At 73.4% G+C, this 18,637-nt stretch carries 17 protein-coding genes; 14 read left to right on the top strand and 3 right to left on the bottom strand.

Annotated features, from left to right (window positions below; translation table 11 throughout):
* Positions 1 to 35 precede the first annotated feature (35 nt).
* The 13 genes from H537_RS44860 (at position 36) to H537_RS0122560 (ending at position 12,585) form a co-directional block, all read left to right on the top strand.
* On the top strand, positions 36 to 1,310 hold the full coding sequence (locus tag H537_RS44860) for a molybdopterin-binding domain-containing protein (protein ID WP_051243115.1): 1,275 nt from the start codon (positions 36 to 38) through the stop codon (positions 1,308 to 1,310).
* Positions 1,311 to 1,356: 46 nt separating this feature from the next.
* Positions 1,357 to 3,048, top strand: coding sequence for a formylmethanofuran dehydrogenase subunit A (locus H537_RS0122615; protein ID WP_028999666.1), 1,692 nt, complete (start codon positions 1,357 to 1,359; stop codon positions 3,046 to 3,048).
* Complete coding sequence (gene fhcD / locus H537_RS0122610; RefSeq protein WP_028999665.1) at positions 3,045 to 3,965, top strand: formylmethanofuran--tetrahydromethanopterin N-formyltransferase; 921 nt, start codon at positions 3,045 to 3,047, stop codon at positions 3,963 to 3,965. Before H537_RS0122615 ends, fhcD begins: the two co-directional genes overlap by 4 nt.
* On the top strand, positions 3,962 to 4,774 hold the full coding sequence (locus H537_RS0122605) for a formylmethanofuran dehydrogenase subunit C (RefSeq protein WP_028999664.1): 813 nt from the start codon (positions 3,962 to 3,964) through the stop codon (positions 4,772 to 4,774). The genes fhcD and H537_RS0122605 overlap by 4 nt, the downstream gene beginning before the upstream one ends.
* Positions 4,775 to 4,814: 40 nt before the next feature.
* Positions 4,815 to 5,348 (top strand): formaldehyde-activating enzyme, encoded by a 534-nt coding sequence (fae, locus tag H537_RS0122600; protein WP_028999663.1) that lies wholly within the window; start codon positions 4,815 to 4,817, stop codon positions 5,346 to 5,348.
* Positions 5,349 to 5,478: 130 nt separating this feature from the next.
* Positions 5,479 to 5,868 carry a 4a-hydroxytetrahydrobiopterin dehydratase gene (locus tag H537_RS0122595; RefSeq protein WP_028999662.1) on the top strand — a complete coding sequence of 130 codons (390 nt, stop codon included), beginning with the start codon at positions 5,479 to 5,481 and terminating at the stop codon, positions 5,866 to 5,868.
* A gap of 4 nt (positions 5,869 to 5,872) precedes the next feature.
* Positions 5,873 to 6,553, top strand: a complete 681-nt coding sequence (locus H537_RS0122590; protein ID WP_028999661.1) for an HAD family hydrolase — start codon at positions 5,873 to 5,875, stop codon at positions 6,551 to 6,553.
* Complete coding sequence (locus H537_RS0122585) at positions 6,540 to 7,508, top strand: YncE family protein (RefSeq protein ID WP_051243114.1); 969 nt, start codon at positions 6,540 to 6,542, stop codon at positions 7,506 to 7,508. The genes H537_RS0122590 and H537_RS0122585 overlap by 14 nt, the downstream gene beginning before the upstream one ends.
* 38 nt (positions 7,509 to 7,546) lie before the next feature.
* Positions 7,547 to 8,083, top strand: a complete 537-nt coding sequence (locus H537_RS0122580; RefSeq protein WP_028999659.1) for an SRPBCC family protein — start codon at positions 7,547 to 7,549, stop codon at positions 8,081 to 8,083.
* A gap of 4 nt (positions 8,084 to 8,087) precedes the next feature.
* Positions 8,088 to 9,077, top strand: a complete 990-nt coding sequence (locus tag H537_RS44855) for a quinoprotein relay system zinc metallohydrolase 2 (RefSeq protein WP_084150879.1) — start codon at positions 8,088 to 8,090, stop codon at positions 9,075 to 9,077.
* 29 nt (positions 9,078 to 9,106) lie between these two features.
* On the top strand, positions 9,107 to 9,931 hold the full coding sequence (locus H537_RS0122570; protein ID WP_156901888.1) for a quinoprotein dehydrogenase-associated SoxYZ-like carrier: 825 nt from the start codon (positions 9,107 to 9,109) through the stop codon (positions 9,929 to 9,931).
* Between the two features lie 217 nt (positions 9,932 to 10,148).
* A complete protein-coding gene (locus H537_RS44850) occupies positions 10,149 to 11,009 on the top strand; it encodes an MBL fold metallo-hydrolase (RefSeq protein WP_051243112.1) in 861 nt (286 codons plus the stop codon).
* A 454-nt stretch (positions 11,010 to 11,463) separates the two neighbouring features.
* On the top strand, positions 11,464 to 12,585 hold the full coding sequence (locus H537_RS0122560; protein WP_051243111.1) for a porin: 1,122 nt from the start codon (positions 11,464 to 11,466) through the stop codon (positions 12,583 to 12,585).
* A 104-nt stretch (positions 12,586 to 12,689) separates the two neighbouring features.
* Here H537_RS0122560 and H537_RS0122555 read toward each other — a convergent pair whose 3' ends face one another.
* Positions 12,690 to 13,382: an extensin-like domain-containing protein gene (locus H537_RS0122555; protein ID WP_028999656.1), complete on the bottom strand. Its 693-nt coding sequence runs from the start codon at positions 13,380 to 13,382 to the stop codon at positions 12,690 to 12,692.
* A gap of 30 nt (positions 13,383 to 13,412) precedes the next feature.
* The gene (locus tag H537_RS0122550; RefSeq protein ID WP_028999655.1) at positions 13,413 to 14,006 is read right to left on the bottom strand and encodes a MarC family protein; all 594 of its coding nucleotides are present in this window, start codon (positions 14,004 to 14,006) and stop codon (positions 13,413 to 13,415) included.
* Between the two features lie 133 nt (positions 14,007 to 14,139).
* On the opposite strand from H537_RS0122550, the gene putA reads away from it, so the two are divergent.
* Entirely contained in the window at positions 14,140 to 17,889 is a 3,750-nt protein-coding gene (gene putA / locus H537_RS44845) for a trifunctional transcriptional regulator/proline dehydrogenase/L-glutamate gamma-semialdehyde dehydrogenase (protein WP_051243110.1), read from the top strand.
* A 9-nt stretch (positions 17,890 to 17,898) separates the two neighbouring features.
* On the opposite strand, the gene H537_RS0122540 is transcribed toward putA, so the two are convergent.
* Positions 17,899 to 18,585 carry a type 1 glutamine amidotransferase domain-containing protein gene (locus tag H537_RS0122540; protein WP_028999654.1) on the bottom strand — a complete coding sequence of 229 codons (687 nt, stop codon included), beginning with the start codon at positions 18,583 to 18,585 and terminating at the stop codon, positions 17,899 to 17,901.
* Positions 18,586 to 18,637: the final 52 nt, after the last annotated feature.

The raw sequence follows: 18,637 nt of genomic DNA, 5'->3' as shown, positions 1-18,637 counted from the left end.
GACCGCGTGGCATGCCCCTTGCGGACCGGGCCGCCATGGATGACGCCCGCGACGACCCCTCCGCCCCGGCCGCCGAAGCCCCCTGGACCTGCCCTTTCTGCACCCTGCTTTGCGACGGCTACGGTGTCGCCGCGCAGGCCGACGGCAGCCTGCAGCTCCTGGGCAGCGACTGCCCCCGTGCCCAGCGCGGCCTGGCGCAGTTCCGCGCCGCCTCGCCCGCGCCAGCCGCCACGCCGCTGGTGAACGGCGCGCCGGCCTCGCTGGAGGAAGCCGCCGCCGCCGCCGCCGCGCTGCTGCGCCGCAGCCGGCTGCCGCTGCTGGGCGGCCTGGCCACCGACGTGGCCGGCGCCCGCGCGCTGTACCGGCTGGCCGAGCGCAGCGGCGCGGTCAGCGACCACCTGCACGGCGAGGCGCTCTTCACCGCCGCGCGCGCGCTGCAGGACCGCGGCGGCTTCACCACCACGCTGGCCGAGGTGCGCAACCGCGCCGACCTGCTGCTGTGCTTCACGCGGCCCGGCGACAACTTCCCCGAGTTCTTCCGCCGCTGCGGCATCGGCGACACCTCGCTCGTGCCGCAGCGCCGCCTGGTCTACCTGGGCCTGGAGCCCGACGCCGCGCTGCAGGGCCTGCCCGGCGTGACGGTGGACGCGCTGCCGCTGCAGAACGGCGACCTGTTCACCACCGTCTCGGTGCTGCAGGCGCTGTGCGCCAACCGCCCGGTGCCGGGCGCGGACCCGGCGCTGGTGGCGCTGTCCGAGGCGCTGATCGCGGCGCACTACGCGGTGCTGGTGTGGGAGCCGGCCCGGCTGCCGGCGCAGGGCGCGCTGGTGGCGGAATGCCTGCACCAGACCGTCAACGCGCTCAACCACGTCACCCGCGCCGCCTCGCTGCCGCTGGGCGGCAACGACGGCGCCGGCACGGTGCAGCAGGTGTTCACCTGGCTCAGCGGGCTGCCGCTGCGCACGCAGGCCTCGCCGCTGGGGCTGGAGCACGACCCGCTGCGCTTCGAGGCGCGGCGGCTGCTGGCGCAGGGCGACGTGGACGCGCTGCTGTGGGTCAACGCCTTCCATCCCGAGCCGCCGCCCGAGGGCCGGCTGCCGCTGGTGCTGCTGGGCCATCCGGGCACGCCGCTGCCCGCGGGACGCGAGGTGGTGTTCATCCCGGTGGCCACGCCCGGCATCGGCCACGCGGCACACCTGTTCCGCACCGACGGCACGGTGCTGATGCCGCTGCGCGCGCTGCGCCCCGACGGGCTGCCCAGCGTGGCCGCGGCGGTGGCAGCCATCGGCAACGCCTTCGAGACGGCATGAGCGTGGATCAGGACAACAAGGCCGCGCACGGCGCGGAGGTGAGCGCATGACGGATTTCGTGCTGAGAAACGGCCATGTCATCGACCCGGCCTCGGGCCTGGACGCAGTGCAGGACCTGCACGTGCGCGACGGCCGCGTCGTGGCGCCGGACCGCGACCGTCCGCCGGCGCGGGAGTTCGACGTCGCGGGCTGCGTGGTGATGGCCGGCGGCATCGACCTGCACACGCACATCGGCGGCGGCAAGGTCAACCTCGCGCGCATGCTGCTGCCCGAGGACCACCGCCGCGGCCGGGATCCAGCGCCCAGGCCGGTCAACCCGCTGGAGCTGGACTCCTGCGGCACCTGCGCGCCCGGGACGCTTTCCACCGGCTACCGCTACGTCGAGATGGGCTACACGGCCGCCTTCGAGCCGGCCATGGTGCTGAGCAACGCGCGCCACGCGCACATGGAGATGGGCGACGTGCCCATCCTCGACCACGGCGCCTACGTGATGCTGGGCAACGAGGAGCTGCTGCTGCAGATGCTGGCCGAGGGGCAGCCCTTCGAGCGCATCCGCGACTACGTGGGCTGGGCCATCGACGCCTCCAAGGCCATGGGCGTGAAGGTGGTGAACCCGGGCGGCATCTCGGCCTTCAAGTTCAACCAGCGCCGGCTGGACGTGGACGGCACGCACACGCACTGGGGCATCACGCCGCGGCAGGTGCTCACGACGCTGTCGCGCGCGGTGCACGAGCTGGGGCTGGCGCACCCGCTGCACATCCACGCCAGCAACCTCGGCACGGCCGGCAACATCGCCTCCACGCTGGCCACCATCGACGCGCTGGAAGGCCTGCCCGGGCACCTCACGCACGTGCAGTTCCACAGCTACGGCACCGAGGGGCCGCACAAGTTCTCCTCGGCGGCGGCGCAGCTGGCGGAGGCGGTGAACGCCAACGCCAACGTCTCCATCGACGTGGGCCAAGTGATCTTCGGCCAGACCGTCACGGCCTCCGGCGACACCATGAGCCAGCTCGCCACGGCCGCGCTGGCGCATCCGCGCAAGTGGACCGGCGCCGACATCGAGTGCGTGGGCGGCTGCGGCGTGGTGCCCTTCCGCTACCGCGAGCAGAGCTACGTCAACGCGCTGCAGTGGTGCATCGGGCTGGAGCTGTTCCTGCTGATCAAGGACCCCTGGCGCGTGGTGCTGACCACCGACCATCCCAACGGCGGCCCCTTCACCAGCTACCCGCACCTGATCCGGCTGCTGATGGACAAGAGCTTCAGAGATGAGCAGCTGGCCAAGCTGCACCCGGAGGTGGCGGCGCATGCCGCGCTCAAGGACATGACGCGCGAGTACACGCTGCAGGAGATCGCCATCGTCACGCGCGCCGGGCCGGCACGGCTGCTGGGCCTGCGCGACCGCGGGCGGCTGGCGGCGGGCGCGGCGGCGGACGTCGCCGTGTACCGGCGCCAGCCCGATGCGCAGGCCATGTTCACCACGCCGGAACTGGTGTTCAAGGACGGGATGCTGGTGGCGCAGGCCGGGCGCATCACGGCCGTGCCCACCGGCGGCACGCACTTCGTGACGCCGGAGTACGACCGCTCCATCACCAAGCTGCTGCGCAACTGGTCACGGCACCACGGCAGCATCCATCCGGACCACGCGTCCATCGGCCGCGACGAGCTGTGTGCCTGCTGCAACGGCGGACGGCTGCTGCCGGCGGCGTGTTTCACCGCCGCCGAGGAGGCCGGGGCATGACGGCGGCCATCGAAGTCAACGGCGTGCTGGTGGACGACGAGTTCGCCGAGGCCTTCCCGATGAAGGGCACGCGGCTGGTGATCACCGCGCACAACGCCGAGTGGGCCCGGCACGCGGCCGTCGCGGCCACGGGCTTCGCGACCTCGGTCATCGCCTGCGGCTGCGAGGCGGCCATCGAGCGCGAGCTGGCGGCCGGGGAGACGCCCGACGGGCGGCCGGGCGTGTCGGTGCTGATCTTCTCCATGTCCGGCAAGGAGCTGGCCAAGCAGGTGGAGCGCCGTGTCGGCCAGTGCGTGCTGACCTGCCCCACCACGGCCATCTTTGCCGGTCTGGACGAAGGCGAGGCCATCGCGCTGGGCAAGAACCTGCGCTTCTTCGGCGACGGCTGGCAGGTGAGCAAGGTCATCGACGGCCGGCGCTACTGGCGCGTGCCGGTGATGGACGGCGAGTTCGTCGCGCAGGAGACGACGGCGGTGATCAAGGGCGTGGGCGGCGGCAACCTGCTGCTGGTCGCGCGCGACGTACCGTCGGCGCTGGGCGCGGCCGAGGCCGCGGTGGCGGCGATGCGGCGGGTGCCCAACGTGATCATGCCCTTCCCCGGCGGCGTGGTGCGCTCGGGCTCCAAGGTGGGCAGCAAGTACCCGGCGCTGTCGGCCTCCACCAACGATGCCTTCTGCCCGTCGCTGATCGGGCTGTCGCCGCGCAGCCAGCTGCAGCCGGGACAGGACTGCGTGATGGAGATCGTCATCGACGGCCTGTCGGAGGCCGACGTGGCCGCTGCCATGCGCGCCGGGCTGCAGGCCGCCACGGCGCGCGGTACCGGCAGCGGGCTGCTGCGCATCTCGGCGGGCAACTACGGCGGCAAGCTGGGCCCGTTCCACTTCCACCTGCACAAGCTGCTGGAGGCGGCGGCATGACCTGGACCCTCACCCTCAAGCAGCCGCCCGCCCTGCGCCTGGACCTGCGCGCCCTGCTGCCGGCGGCGCTGGCGGGCCGCTCCGTGGCGGCGGTGGAGACGCTGCCGCTGTGGCAGGGCCGGCAGTCGCTGCCGCTGGCGGAGTTCTTCCAGGTCGGGCGCGGCGACGGCCCCGAGGACCTGCTGGTGCTGGAAGGCGACCTGGCGCGTTGCGACCGCATCGGCTGGCAGCTCGCGGCCGGGCGCATCGAGGTGCGCGGCAGCGTGGGCGACCTGGTGGGCACCGGCATGAGCGGCGGCGAGATCCTGGTGGACGGGCATGCCGGGCTGCTGGCGGGCTGCGAGATGCAGGGCGGCCGGCTCACGGTGCTGGGCGACGTGGGCGACTTCGCCGCCGCGCCGCTGCCCGGGAGCATGGAGGGCGTGCGAGGCGGCGTGCTGCTGGTGCACGGCTGCGCCGGCGCGCGGCTGGCCGACCGCATGCGCCGCGGCCTGGTACTGGTGCACGGCGACGCGGGCGACTTCGCCGCCTCGCGCCTGGTGGCGGGCACGGTGGCGGTGGGCGGCACCGCGGGTTTGCACCCCGGCTTCCACATGCGCCGCGGCACGCTGCTGTGCGCGGGCGGCGGCGTGGCGGCGACGCCGAGCTTCGTGCCCACGCGGCATGAGGTCGGGGTGATCTGGCAGCTGCTGGCGCGCTCGCTGGCCGGCTACGGCGGCGCCTTCGACGGGCTGCCTGCGCGGCGCGTACAGCGGCTGGCGGGCGACGTGGCGACCGGCGGGCGGGGCGAGATCCTGCTGCCGCAGTGAAGCGAATTCAGCAAACAGTCAACGAAGACGGGAACGGACCATGAGCAAGAACTACCTCTTCCACGCCGGCGAAGCCACGGTGCTGGCGGCCGAGGGCCAGTACACGGACGCGATGCCGGAGATCCTCATCGGCCGCACCGACGGCCCGGTGGGACAGGCCTTCGCCAACATGATGGCCCAGAGCAAGGGCCACACCGCGATGTTCGCCATCCGCGCCTGCAACCAGCTCGTGCGCCCGGCCACGATGCTGGTGCCGAAGGTCACGCTCAAGGACATGGCCAACATCGACCTCTTCGGCGGCGTGGTGCAGTCGGCCACGGCCGACGCGGTGGTGGACTGCCTCATCGAGGGCGTGATCCCGAAGGACCTTGCCAACGACCTCTGCATCATCTCCCTGGTGTGGATCGACCCGCGCTGCGCCACGCACGCGCAGCTCGACAAGAAGGACATGTACCGCACCAACTACGAGGCCACCAAGCTGGCCATCCGGCGCGCGCTCAACAACGAGCCCACGGTGCAGGAGCTGATCGCAAACCGCCACACCGTCAAGCACGACATGGACGACTGGAGCTGAGTGCGGCACGCGCGCGACAGGGGTTCATGCCCGGGCTGGGCAGTCTGCAGCGCGCGGCGCAAGACTGCGCGCTGCGGCGGCGGTCCACGGTGCGATTCCCGCTCCATGCCGCGGCGCGAGGAGGGATCTGATGACGAAATGGCGCAAGTCCACGGCCGACACGGTCTACAGCCCCGAGGAGATCGAGGCGCGGCTCAAGGAGGAGCTGCCCGCCTGGTACTACGAGGACGGCTGGATCCGCCGCAAGTACAAGACCAGCGGCTGGAAGTCCACGCTGATGGTGGTCAACACGGTGGGGCAGCTCGCCGAGGCCGCCTGGCACCACCCGGACCTCACCGTGTCCTACGCCTTCGTGACCGTGAAGCTCATGAACCATGCCGCCAAGGGCGTGACGGACAAGGACTTCGCCCTGGCGCACAAGATCGAGGAGGTGCTGATGTGGCAGCCGGGCAAGGACGAGGAGTCGCCGCTGGACGGCACGCCCGATGACCCGCGCTTCAAGCACCTCAAGTACGACTGACGCCATGGCAGCTTCCCGGCGCCTGGCGCTGTTCGATCTGGACCACACGCTCATCCCCTTCGACAGCGGGCGCGAGTGGCTGCTGTTCCTGGTGGAGCGCGGGGCCCTGGAGGCCGCCGCCGAGCGGCGCTACCTGGAGTCCTGCCGCAGCTACCTGGCCGGCCGCGCCGGGCTCGAAGCGCTGCATCGCGCGGTGGTCGCGCCGGTGAGCACCGTGGCCGAGGCGCAGCTCGCGCGCTGGGGCCGCGAGTTCGAGGAGCACGTGGCGCGGCGCGTGCCGCGCGGCACGCTGGCGCTGGTGGCGCGGCACCGCGAGGCCGGCGACCGCTGTGCCATCGTCACCGCCACCACGCGGCTGGTGGCCGAGCCCTTCGCGCGGCTGTTCGGCGTGCCGCACGTGCTGGCCACCGAGGCGCGCCGCGTGGGCGGCTGGCTCACCGGCGACATCGAAGGCGAGCCCTGCCACCGCGAGCACAAGCTCACGCACGTGCGGCGCTGGCTGGCGGCCGAAGGGCTGGCGCTGCAGGACTTCGAGCGCAGCTGGTTCTACTCCGACGCCGCGGGCGACCTGCCGCTGCTGGAGGCGGTGACCGATCCGGTGGCGGTACGCCCCGACGACCGCCTGCGCGCCGTGGCGCGCGAGCGCGGCTGGCCGGTGCTGGGGACGGCGGATGTGGCGTTCTGAGCCCATCGCGCTGCTGGGCCGTGCCGCAGCGGCCACGGCGCTGCTCCTGTGCGCCCACGCCGCGCAGGCCGCCTCCGCCTTCGCCTACATCACCAACCAGGGCAGCCACGACGTGAGCGTGGTGGACATCGCGCAGCGCCGCGTGGTGGCCACGGTGCCGGTGGGGCGCTCGCCCGCGGGCGTGGCGGTGGCCGGGGACCGCGTCTTCATCACCAACCCCGACAGCCGCGAGCTGGCGGTGATCGAGCTGGGCAGCACGCGGATGCTGGGCACGCGTGCGGCGGGCGAGCAGCCGCTGGGCATCGCCGCGGCGCCGGACGGGCGCCAGGTCTGGGTGGCCGACTGGCAGGGGCAGCGGCTCATCGGCTTCGACACCCGCAGCCTGGAGCGCGTGGGCGAGATCGCCCTCGGGCGCACCCCGTCGGGCGTGGCGGTGTCGGCCGACGGCGCCACCGCCTACGTCGCCGAGCGCGACGACGACGTGGTGGCCGTGGTGGACCTGCCCGCGCGGCGCGTGAAGGCGCGCGTGGTCGTGGGCAAGCACCCCTTCGCGCTGCTGCTGGACGAGCCGCGCGGGCGGCTGCTGGCGCTCAACGTGCAGGGCGACGACATGAGCGTGGTGGACCTGGCGGCGCTGCGCGAGACCAAGCGCGTGCCGCTGGGCCGCGCCCCCTACGGCGCGGCGCTCTCGGCCGACGGCGCGCGGCTGTTCGTCACCAACCAGCACGAGGACACGGTGAGCGTGCTGGACGCGCAGAGCTACGAACTGCAGCTGCGCCTGGAGGGCTTCGGCCATCCCGAGGGCGTGGCGGTGCAGGGCGAGGAGCTGCTGGTCGTCAACTGGATGGACGACGAGCTCTCGATACTGGACGTGGCCAGCGGCAAGGAGCGCGCGCGCATCCGCACCGGATCGAATCCCCGCGGCTTCGGCGCCTTCGTGGCGACGGGGCCCTGATTCCCAAACCAACGACGCACACACAAGGAGACATGCCCGTGCACCACAGATCGTTCCGACCCCTGCTCGCCCTGGGCCTGGCCGCGGCCCTGGCCGGCGGCGCCCAGGCCCACGGCCCGACGCGGCAGAAGGTCGTCGAGAAAGTCACCATCGAGGCCCCGGCCGCGGCGGTGTGGGACAAGCTGAAGAACTTCGACGCGCTGCAGCAGTGGCACCCGGCCGTGGCGGCCAGCCCGGCGTCGCAGGGCAACACGGTGGGCTCGGTGCGCACCATCGCGCTCAAGGGCGGCGGCGAGATCGTCGAGACGCTGGAGAGCTACAGCGACGAAGGCCGCAAGTACAGCTACCGCGCCAAGGACGGCGGCGCGCTGCCGGTGAGCAACTACACCTCCACGATCCAGGTCAGCCCCGAGGGCGACAGCAAGTCGGTGGTGGAGTGGCGCGGCGCCTTCTACCGCGCCTTCCCCGGCAACGATCCCCCGGCGGACAAAAACGACGAGGCGGCGCTCAAGGCCGTCACGGGCGTGTACCAGTCGGGGCTGGCCAACCTCAAGAAGATGGCGGAAGGGCGCTGAGGCCATGCGCGCGCGCCTGCTCGCCGGCTGGGTGGCTGCGGGTGCCGCGCTGCTGACGGCAGCCTGCGCGCCGCTGCCCGGCGCCACCGGCTCCGGCGCGGCGCCTGCCACGGCTGCAGCGGGGGCTGCGGCGCCGGCGAGCGCCCTGCAAACCCTCGCTCCTGGCGTCTACCTCCTCCTCGGCCGCCACGCCGTCTGGGACGCGGCGCACGCCCAGGTGGCCAACACCGGCTTCGTGCTCGGCAGCCGCTGCGCGGCGGTGATCGACAGCGGCGGCAGCCTGCAGCACGGGCGCGAGCTGCTGGCGGCGCTGCGCTCGGTGAGCGCGCTGCCGGTGTGCTTCCTGGTCAATACCCACGTGCACCCGGACCACGTCATGGGCAACGGCGCCTTCGCCACCGCCAACGGCGGCCGGCCGCCGCAGATCGTGGGACACCTGAAGCTCGCGTCGGCGCTGGCCGCGCGCGGGCCCTACTACCTGCGCGCGCTGGAGCGCGAGGGGGCGGCCGAAGTGCCGCAGCGCATCCCGCCGCCCACGATGGCGGTGGCCGACCAGATGGAGCTGGACCTGGGCGGACGCACCCTGGCGCTGCGCGCCTGGCCCACCGCCCACACCGACGCGGACTTGACCGTGCTGGACACCGCTTCCGGCACGCTGTGGCTGGGCGACCTGGCCTTCGACGGCCACCTGCCCGTGCTCGACGGCAAGCTCGTCGGCTGGCAGCAGGTGCTCCAAGCGCTCGCCCGCGAGGGCGGCGTGCGCCGCGCCGTGCCGGGCCACGGCCGGGTCATGGACGACTGGCCGGCCGGCCTGGCGCCCACGGCCGGCTACCTGGCGGACCTGCGCCGCGAGGTCGAGGCCGCGCTGGGAAAAGGCCTGAGCTTGACCGAAACTCTGGAGGCCACCCGCTTGCCCGGACAATGGCAACTGGCGGAGGACTTCCACCGCCGCAACCTCACCACCGCCTACGCCGAGCTGGAGTGGGCGCGCTGACGAGGCCCCCAACCTCCCAGGAGGTCGCCATGAAGCTGTCATCCCTACACCGGCGCCACGTGCTGGGCCTGCTGCTGGCCGCGCCGGCCGCCACGCGGGCGCAGTTGCGCTCGGCCGAGGAGCTGGAGAACAACCCGCGCTGGCTGCAGCAGCGCGAGGCGCTGTTCGCGCGCCGCCCCATCGTCGAGGACGAGGCGCTGCTGTCGCTGCAGGCGCCCGTGCGCGCCGAGGACGCCGCCGTGGTGCCCATCGGCGTGCGCGCGGGCTTCGCCCAGGGCCAGGGCGCCCGCGTGCGCCGCCTGGTGCTGGTCATCGACAACAACCCCTCGCCGCTGGCGGCGATGGTGGATTTCGGCCCCGCCAGCGGACGCGCCGACCTGGAGACGCGGGTGCGCATCGACGAGTACGGCTTCGTGCGCGCCATCGCCGAGCTCGACGACGGGCGCCTCGTGATGAGCAAGCGCTTCGTCAAGGCCTCCGGCGGCTGCTCAGCGCCGCCGGGCAAGGACGCCGAGGCCGCGCGCGCCGCGCTGGGCCGCATGCGGCTGGCGGTGCAGGAGGACGCGCCGCCCGGGCAGCCGCTGCGCGCGCAGCTCATGGTCAGCCACCCCAACGACTCCGGGCTGGTGATGGACCAGGCCACGCGACTCTTCACCAAGGCGCAGTACGTGCGGAACATCGAGCTGGCCTACGCCGGACAGCGGTTGCTGTCGGCGCAGGTGGACTTCTCGCTCAGCGAGAACCCGCACCTGCGCTTCTGGCTCCGGGCCGAGCCGCGAGGCGGCGAGCTGCTGGCGCGCGTGGACGACACCGAGGGCCGCCACTTCGAGCAGCGGCTGCAGCTCGCGGCCTGAAGGGAGCGCGATCCTGGTTCTCTCGACCTCCTCCCTGGATCTCGCCGCGCGCGAACCCGAGCGCGGCCGCCGCCGTCGCTTCCTTGCACTGGCCGCGCTGGCGCTGCCCGGCGCGGCGCGGGCGGCGGCCGACGATGGCGCTGCCACTGCCTCCGCCGCTTCCATCTCCCGTCCGCCGCCCGCGCGCTACGGGGCGCCGCGCGAAGTGGCGCCGGGCGTGTTCGTGCTGCCGGGCAGCCTGGAAGGCCCCGAGCCGACGAACCAGGACGCGGTGGGCAACCTCGGCCTCATCGCCACGCCCGCCGGGCCGGTGATGGTGCAGACCGGCGGCTCGTACCGGCTGGCGCGCTGGGCGCTGGACCAGGCACGGCGGCTCACCGGCCGCCGGCCGGTGCTGGCCATCGTCACGCAGGCGCGGCCGGAGTTCCTGATGGGCGGCACCGCCTTCGAGGAAGCCGGCGTCCCGGTGCTGGCGCACGCCGCCACGGCCGAGCTCATGGCTCAGCGCTGCAACGAGTGCCTGCGCCGGCTGCGCGCCGACCTGGGCGAGGCCGTGATGCGCGGCACGCGGCTGGTGCTGCCGCAGCGGCGCATCAGCGGCGACCTGGCGCTGGAGCTGGGCGGGCGCCGCATCGAGCTGCTGCACCGCCCCGGCCACACTGCGGGCGACCTGGTGGTGCTGGACGCGCGCAGCGGCGCGGGCTTCGCCGGCGCGCTGGTGCCCGCCGGGCGCATTCCCGAGCTGGACCCCGGGCGCGAGGCCGCGCCCTGGCGCGCCGCGCTGCGGCAGCTGGCGCGGCACGAAGGGCTGCGCACGCTGGTGCCCGGCTACGGCGAAGCCGGCGCGGCGCCGGCGCTGATCGAGGCGGCCGGCGCCTACCTCGCGGCGCTGGACACCGAGGTGCAGGCGCTGCTGGACGCCGGCGCCGACCTGCTGGAGGTGCAGCGCCGCGTCGAGCTGCCGGCCTGGCGGCACTGGGCGCGCTACGACGCGTTCCACCGGCGCAACGTGCAGCGCCAGTACCTGGCGGCCGAGCTGCGCTGGCTGGGCGCCGCGGAGCCCGCCGCGCCGCGCTGAGCCGGGCGGCGTCCCGTGTACTGGGTCTGGCGGGGCGGCCGGTGTTGGCTGGCAACCACAAATTGTCCCTGTGATTTACTGGGTTGAACGTGCGCTTTCCGCAACCGGTGGTCTGGGTCGGCGTGGGCGTGCCTACGTGCCAACCCTGATGCGGCGGCCGGCGCCGGCGTGGTTGAGGGCGCAAGCGACGGCATGAGCCCGCGGCCCGGCACCGTGCGGGCCGCCGCGGGCCCGGAGTGCTGCTACCAGCCGCCACATCGCTTCAAGCTGAAGCAACTGTGCGCGCGCCAAGCCGGTGGAAACCCTGGACGGCGGAGGAACAGGGCGCCGCCGACACTGCCTCTCGCCGAGACGCCGGGCCGGCACACGCAAGCTGCGTGGCGTGCCCGGTGCCGGTGCGGCCGCGGCGCAGCGGCCGGCCGCGCCCATGCATTCCACTACGAGGAGACCCTCCATGAAAAAGACCGTCCTGAAGCTCAGCCTGATTGGCGCCGCCATCGCCGTACTGGCCCCCGTGGCGCAGGCCCAATCGAACGTGACGCTGTACGGCCGTGTGGACCTGGGTGTGCAGCACAGCACCAAGACCGTGCCTGTCGCCGGGCCCGCCACGGCCAACGCCGGCAGCCTCACCGAGCTCTACAACGGCGGCATCCTGCCCAGCATCTGGGGTCTGCGCGGCACTGAAGACCTGGGCAACGGCCTGAGCGGCTTCTTCAACCTGGAAAGCCACATCAACGCCGACAACGGCACCACCACGGGCGGCCTCTTCCGTCGCCAAGCCAACGTCGGCCTCAAGGGCAGCTGGGGTGCGGTGGCCCTGGGCCGCCAGTACTCGCCGGCCATCCTGGCGCACCTGGGCACCGACCCGCGCGGGTTCAAGGAGCAATTCAGCATGCTCTACCCGTATGCCTTCAACCAGAACCCCAATGGGGCCCCTGCCGGCGGCGGTGCTGGCGCCAATGACCTGGGCGTGTTCCTGGGCAACGCGATTTCCTACACCGGCAGCTTCGGCCCGGTGAACGTGGGTGTCGCCTACGCCTTCGGCGAGCAGACCACCAGCAAGAGCGACGGCAGCACCGTGGTAATCGGCGGCTCCTACACGGGCCCGGTCACGGTGTCGGCTTCGTACCAGCAGATCAAAGCCAACAGCGGTGCTGGCGAGACCAAGCAGTACGGCCTGGGCGGCGCGGTGCCGTTGGGTGCCTTCAAGATCAAGGCGCTCTACCTGAAGAACAAGAGCGATGGCAACGTGCTGAACCTGGGTGCCCTCCGGCCCACGACCGAAGTTGATGCCTGGGGCGTGGGCGGCGATTTCTCGTGGGGTGCCAACACCACGACCCTGGCTTACTACCTGGCCAAGGACAAGAACTTCAGCGCGGACAAGACCAAGACTCTGGTGCTGAGCAACGACTACGCCCTGTCCAAGCGCACGACGCTGTACGCACAGATCGCGTATGCCGATACCGAAGCCGGCGCCACCAACCTGACCAACATCATGGTCACGCCGGGCCTGCGTGGGCTGGTTCAGAACGAGAAGACCGCGGTCTTCGGCGTCGGCGTCAAGCACGACTTCTGATCCGCCTCCCGTTTCGAAGAATCTCCAGTTGGGGCGGCACCGCAAGGTGCCGCCTTTTTTCATGGCCGCGCGCGGTGGCCCGGGCGTCGGTGGCCCTGCGCCCTTCAGCGGCAGTAGCGCCCGCCGCCGAGTTCCAGGTGCAGGTGGTCGCGGTGCGCGGCGTTGTAGTCGGGGCCCAGCACGCCGTCGAAGCTGCGGCAGGCGCCGCGGTGCAGCGTGCGCAGGAAGCGCCCGGCCGGGGCCTCGGCGTCGCCCCAGTCGCGCAGCACCGTGACGCGGCGGCCGTCGCCCAGCGTGAAGCCCGCCACGTCCAGCGCATCGGCCTGGGCATGGCGGCTGCGCCGCCCGGGGCGCGCGGCGATGTCGCGGCAGGCCAGGCTGCCCAGGTGCTGCAGCCGCAACACCGGCGCGCCCAGCAGCTGCAGCGCAGCCGGCTGCACGGTGTGCCGCTCCCACAGCGCCAGCGAGACGGCGGCGCGGCAGGTGAGCAGGAAGGGCGAGTCCACGGCGAAGCGGGTGCGGGTGATGCGCACCGCGTCGGCCAGGCGGCAGCCCGGGCCGACCTCGCGGTCCGGTACCGGCGTGGACTGCAGCGGTGCCTGGGCCAGCACCGCGCGGCACAGCGCGCCGTCGCGCCCGAGGCGGGCGAGCTTCAGCGGCGTGAGCACGTTGGGCGCGTCGGCGATGCGCAGGGGCGCCCAGGGATTCCAGCGCGGCGGGATGCCGCCGCGGTCGGGCGGCGTGGGCACGATCAGCAGCAGCACGAGCAGCGCCGCAGCGCGGAAGAAGGCGGCCATGCCGCGCGGCACGGCAAGGCCGGTGCCGGCTCAGGTGTCGAGGAAGTAGCGCTTGAGCCCGGCCAGGATCATTTCCACGGCGATGGCGGTGAGCACCAGCCCCATGAGCTTTTCTAGCGCCGTGACCACCGAGTCGCCCAGCAGCCGACGCAGCCGTTCGCTGGCCCACAGCACCAGCGCGCACACCGCCATCGCCACCGTGAGCGCGCCCACCCAGTCGGGCATGCGGTCCGGCGCGCGCGAGGCCAGCAGCAGCACCGTCGCCATGGCCGAGGGGCCGGCCATCAGCGGCACCGCCAGCGGGAAGATGAAGGGCTCGCGCGCCTCGCCGGCGTACAGGTGCTGGGCCGACGCGAAGATCATGCGCATCGCGATCACCAGCAGGATCACGCCGCCGGCCACCTCCAGCGAGCGCTCCGACAGGTGCATCAGCCGCAGGAAGGCCTGGCCGCTGAACATGAAGCCCAGCAGCACGCCGAAGGCGATGGCCGACTCGCGCAGCACCACGCGCGTGCGCCGGCGCGGGTCCACGCCGCGCATCACGCTGATGAACACCGGCAGGCTGCCCAGCGGGTCCAGCACCAGCAGCAGCAGGACCAGGGCGGAAACGAAGGTGTGTTCCAAGGCTTAAGTCTTTGAAAGGTTGGGTAGCCGCAGCCCGGCGCGGCAAAGGCCCCGCCGGAACCCGGCCGCGGGGCGCGCATCCTACGATGGCCCGCCCGCCGCCCTGGTGTGCTGCGCGGCAAGGAGTCTCGCCATGACGCTGCCATTCCTGGACTTTGCCGGTGAGCTGCTGCCGCAGTCGGTGCTGCGCTCGGCCATCACGGCCGCGTGCCGCCGGCCGGAGCCCGAGGCCGTGGCGATGCTGCTCGAATCCGCCCGGCTGCCGCCGGGGCAGGCCGTGTCGGTGCTGGCGCTGGCCGCCTCGCTGGCGCGGCGGCTGCGCGAGCGCGGCGCCGGGCTCACCGCCGGGCGCGAGGGCCTGGTGCAGGGGCTCATGCGCGAGTTCTCTCTGGCCTCCCAGGAGGGCGTGGCGCTGATGTGCCTGGCCGAGGCGCTGCTGCGCATCCCCGACGACGCCACGCGCGACGCGCTCATCCGCGACAAGCTCGGCGACGGCGACTGGGGCGCGCACCTGGGGCGCAGCGGCTCGCTGTTCGTCAACGCCGCCACCTGGGGACTGCTGCTGGGCGGGCGCATGGCGGCCACGCAGCAGGCCGAGGCCGGGCTGGGCAGCGCCCTCTCGCGCGTGCTCGCGCGCAGCGGCGAGCCGCTGCTGCGCAAGGGCGTGGACTTGGCGATGCGGCTGCTGGGCGAGCAGTTCGTCTGCGGCCAGACCATCGGCGAGGCCCTCGCCCGCGCCCGCAAGCGCGAGTCCCAGGGTTTCACGTATTCCTTCGACATGCTGGGCGAGGCCGCACTGACGGCGGAGGACGCGCAGCGCTACCTCTCGGCCTACGAGCACGCCATCCACGCCCTGGGCATCGCGCTGGCCGGGCGCGACCTGCACGCGGGGCCGGGCATCTCCATCAAGCTGTCGGCGCTGCACCCGCGCTACACGCGCTCGCAGCACGGCCGGGTGATGGCCGAGCTGTACCCGCGGCTGCTGCAGCTGGCGCTGCTGGCGCGGCACCACGGCATCGGGCTGAGCATCGACGCCGAGGAGGCGGACCGGCTGGAGCTGTCGCTGGACCTGCTGCAGCGGCTGTGCGGCGAGCACATGCTCGCGGGCTGGAGCGGCCTCGGCCTGGCAGTGCAGGCCTACCAGAAGCGCTGCCCGCACGTGCTGGACTTCTGCATCGACCTCGCGCGCCGCAGCCGGCGCCGCCTGATGCTGCGGCTGGTCAAGGGCGCGTACTGGGACAGCGAGATCAAGCGCGCACAGATCGACGGCCTGGAGGACTACGCCGTCTACACCCGCAAGGCGCACACCGACGTGGCCTACCTCGCCTGCGCGCGCCGGCTGCTGGCGGCGCCCGATGCCGTCTATCCGCAGTTCGCCACCCACAACGCGCACACGGTGGCCGCCATCCAGCACCTGGCCGGCGCCTGGACGCCCGGGCGCTACGAGTTCCAGTGCCTGCACGGCATGGGCGAGCCGCTGTACGAGATGGTGGTGGCGCCGCCCATTGAGGGCGGCCTGGGACTGCCCTGCCGCATCTATGCGCCCGTGGGTACGCACGAGACGCTGCTGGCCTACCTGGTGCGGCGGCTGCTGGAGAACGGCGCCAACACCAGCTTCGTCAACCGCATCGCCGATGCCTCGATCCCGGTCGAGGCGCTGGTGGAAGACCCGGTGGCGCAGGTGGAGCGCGCGGCGCGGGCCGAGGGCACGCTGGGGTTGCCGCATCCGGCCATCCCGCTTCCGCGCGCGCTGTTCGGCGCACTGCGCCCCAACTCCGCGGGCATCGACCTGGCCAATGAGCACCGGCTGGCTTCGCTGTCAGCGGCGCTGCTGCACGGCGCGCGGCAGGCGTGGACGGCCGTGCCGCTGGTGGCGGGCCTGCCGCGCCCGGGTGACCTCCCGCAGCCGGTGCTCAACCCGGCCGACCGGTCCGACCGCGTGGGCACCGTGCGCGAGGCACGGGCGGACGAGATGGAGGACGCCCTGTCCGCCGCCGCCGCGGTGCAGCCGGCCTGGGGCGCCACGCCGCCGGCCGAGCGCGCCGCGCTGCTGGAGCGCGGCGCCGATGCGCTGGAGGACCAGCTGCAGACCCTCGTCGGCCTGATCGTGCGCGAGGCCGGCAAGACGGTGCCCGCGGCGGTGGGCGAGGTGCGCGAGGCGGTGGACGCGCTGCGCTACGCCGCGCTGCAGGCGCGCACCGCCTTGGATGCAGGCAGCCGGCCGCTGGGCCCGGTGGCCTGCATCAGCCCGTGGAATTTCCCGCTGGCCATCTTCACCGGCCAGCTCGCGGCGGCGCTGGCCGCGGGCAACGCCGTGGTCGCCAAGCCGGCGCGGCAGACGCCGCTGGTGGCGGCCGAGGCGGTGCGGCTGCTGCACGCCGCGGGCGTGCCCGGCGCGGTGCTGCAGCTGCTGCCCGGGCCGGGCGAGTCGGTGGGCCTGCGGCTGGCGCGCGACGCACGCGTGCGTGGCGTGCTCTTCACCGGCTCGACGGCCGTGGCGCGGCGGCTGCAGGCCGAGCTGGCGTTGCGCCTGGATGCGCGGGGCGTGCCGCCGCTGCTGGTGGCCGAGACGGGCGGGCTCAATGCGCTGATCGCCGACTCCTCCGCGCTGGCCGAGCAGCTCGTCCCCGACGTGCTTGCCAGCGCCTTCGACAGCGCCGGGCAGCGCTGTTCGGCGCTGCGCGTGCTGTGCCTGCAGCAGGAGATCGCCGAGCCGGTGCTGCGCATGCTGCAGGGCGCGCTGGCCGAGCTGTGCGTGGGCCGGCCCGATGCGCTGGCCACCGACGTGGGCCCGGTCATCGACGACACGGCGCGCGACACCGTCGAGAAGCACGTGCTGCACATGCAGGCCCTGGGGCTGCGCGTGACGCGGCAGCCCTTGTCCGAGGAACTGCGGGAGCACGGCAGCTTCGTGGCGCCGACGGTGGTGGAGCTGGAGTCGCTGTCGCAGTTGCCGGGAGAAGTCTTCGGGCCGGTGCTGCATGTGCTGCGCTGGCGGCGCGGGGAGCTCGACGGGCTGCTGCAGCGCATCGAGGCCACGGGCTACGCGCTGACGCTGGGGCTGCACACGCGCATCGACGAGACCATCGCGCTGGTCACGGCGCGCGCCCGGGCGGGCAACCAGTACGTCAACCGCAACATGATCGGCGCGGTGGTAGGCGTGCAGCCCTTCGGCGGCGAGGGCCTGTCGGGCACCGGCCCCAAGGCCGGCGGGCCGCTGCTGGTGCGCCGCCTGTGTGAGCGGCATGCGCCGGCGCTGCTGGCGATCGGGACGCCCGTGGCGGCGGTGGCGCCGTCCGGCAACGGTGGCGGGGAGCCCCGCCTGCCGGCGCTGCGCGTCCTGCGCGGCTGGCTGCAGGAGGCGCTGCCGGAAGACGCCGCGCTGGTGGCCGCCTGTGACGCGCTGCTCGCGCAGAGCCCGGCCGGCCTGGACGTGCTGCTGCCCGGGCCCACGGGCGAGCGCAACCGCTACGCGCTGCTGCCGCGCCGGCGCGTGCTGTGCCAGGCGGGCGACCGGGGCGATTTGCTGTTCCTGCTGGCGCTGGTGCTGGCGACCGGAGGCCGGGTGCTGTGGGCCGATTCGGCCGCGGCGCGCGCGCTGCACGCTGCGCTGCCGGCGGTGGTGCGCGAGCGCGTGAAGCTCTCAGCCAACCCGCTAGGGGAAGACATCGACCTTGCCGCGGCGCAGGACGCGCCGGGCCGGGTGCTGGAGCTGAGCCTGGCGCTGTCGCAGCGCGACGGGCCGATCGTGCCGCTGGTGGCCTGCGCCAAAGGCGAGCGCGACCCCGCGCTGCTGCCGCCGGAGCGGCTGATGGTGGAGCGCAGCCTGTGCGTCAACACGGCGGCGGCGGGAGGGAATGCGGGGTTGATGGCCATGGGGTGAGGCGGGGTCTCAACCCTTGGCCTTCAGCAGCTCCAGCAGCTCGCGCGCCCCCTCTTCCGACGACGCCGGGTTCTGCCCCGTGACGAGCAGCCCGTCCACCTCCACGTTGGACTGCCAGTCCGCACCCTTGGAGAAGCGCCCGCCGGCCTGCTTGAGCATGTCCTCCACCAGGAAGGGCACCACCTGGGTCAGGCCGACGGCCTCCTCCTCGCTGTTGGTGAAGCCCGTGACGCGCTTGTCCTTCACCAGCGGGCTGCCGTCCGGGTTGCGCACGTGGCGCAGCACGCCCGGCGCGTGGCAGACGGCGGCCACCGGCTTGCCGGCGGCCAGGAAGGCTTCGATCAGCGCTGCGGAGTCGCGGCTCTCGGCCAGGTCCCACAGCGGGCCGTGACCGCCGGGATAGAACACGGCGTCGAAGTCCTGCGCCGACACCTCGGCCAGCTTCCTCGTGCTGGCCAGCGCGGCCTGCCCTTCGGGGTCCTGCTTGAACCGCTCGGTGGCCGGCGTCTGGGCGTCGGCCTCGTCGCTCTTGGGGTCCAGCGGCGGCTGGCCGCCCTGGGGCGAGGCCAGCGTGAGCTGGGCGCCGGCGTCCTTGAACACGTAGTACGGGGCGGCGAATTCTTCCAACCAGAAGCCGGTCTTCTTGCCGGTGTCACCGAGGCGGTCGTGGGAGGTGAGGACGATCAGGATGCGCATGCCAGGGTCTCCGTATGTGTGCGCCGCCGGGGCGGCGGTGGAGACCGGGATG

It is taken from the genome of Azohydromonas australica DSM 1124 (assembly GCF_000430725.1).
In the GTDB taxonomy this organism is placed as follows: domain Bacteria; phylum Pseudomonadota; class Gammaproteobacteria; order Burkholderiales; family Burkholderiaceae_C; genus Azohydromonas; species Azohydromonas australica.
The sequence above is the reverse complement of the archived record's forward strand: the minus strand, read 5'-3'. Positions and strand labels throughout refer to the sequence as shown.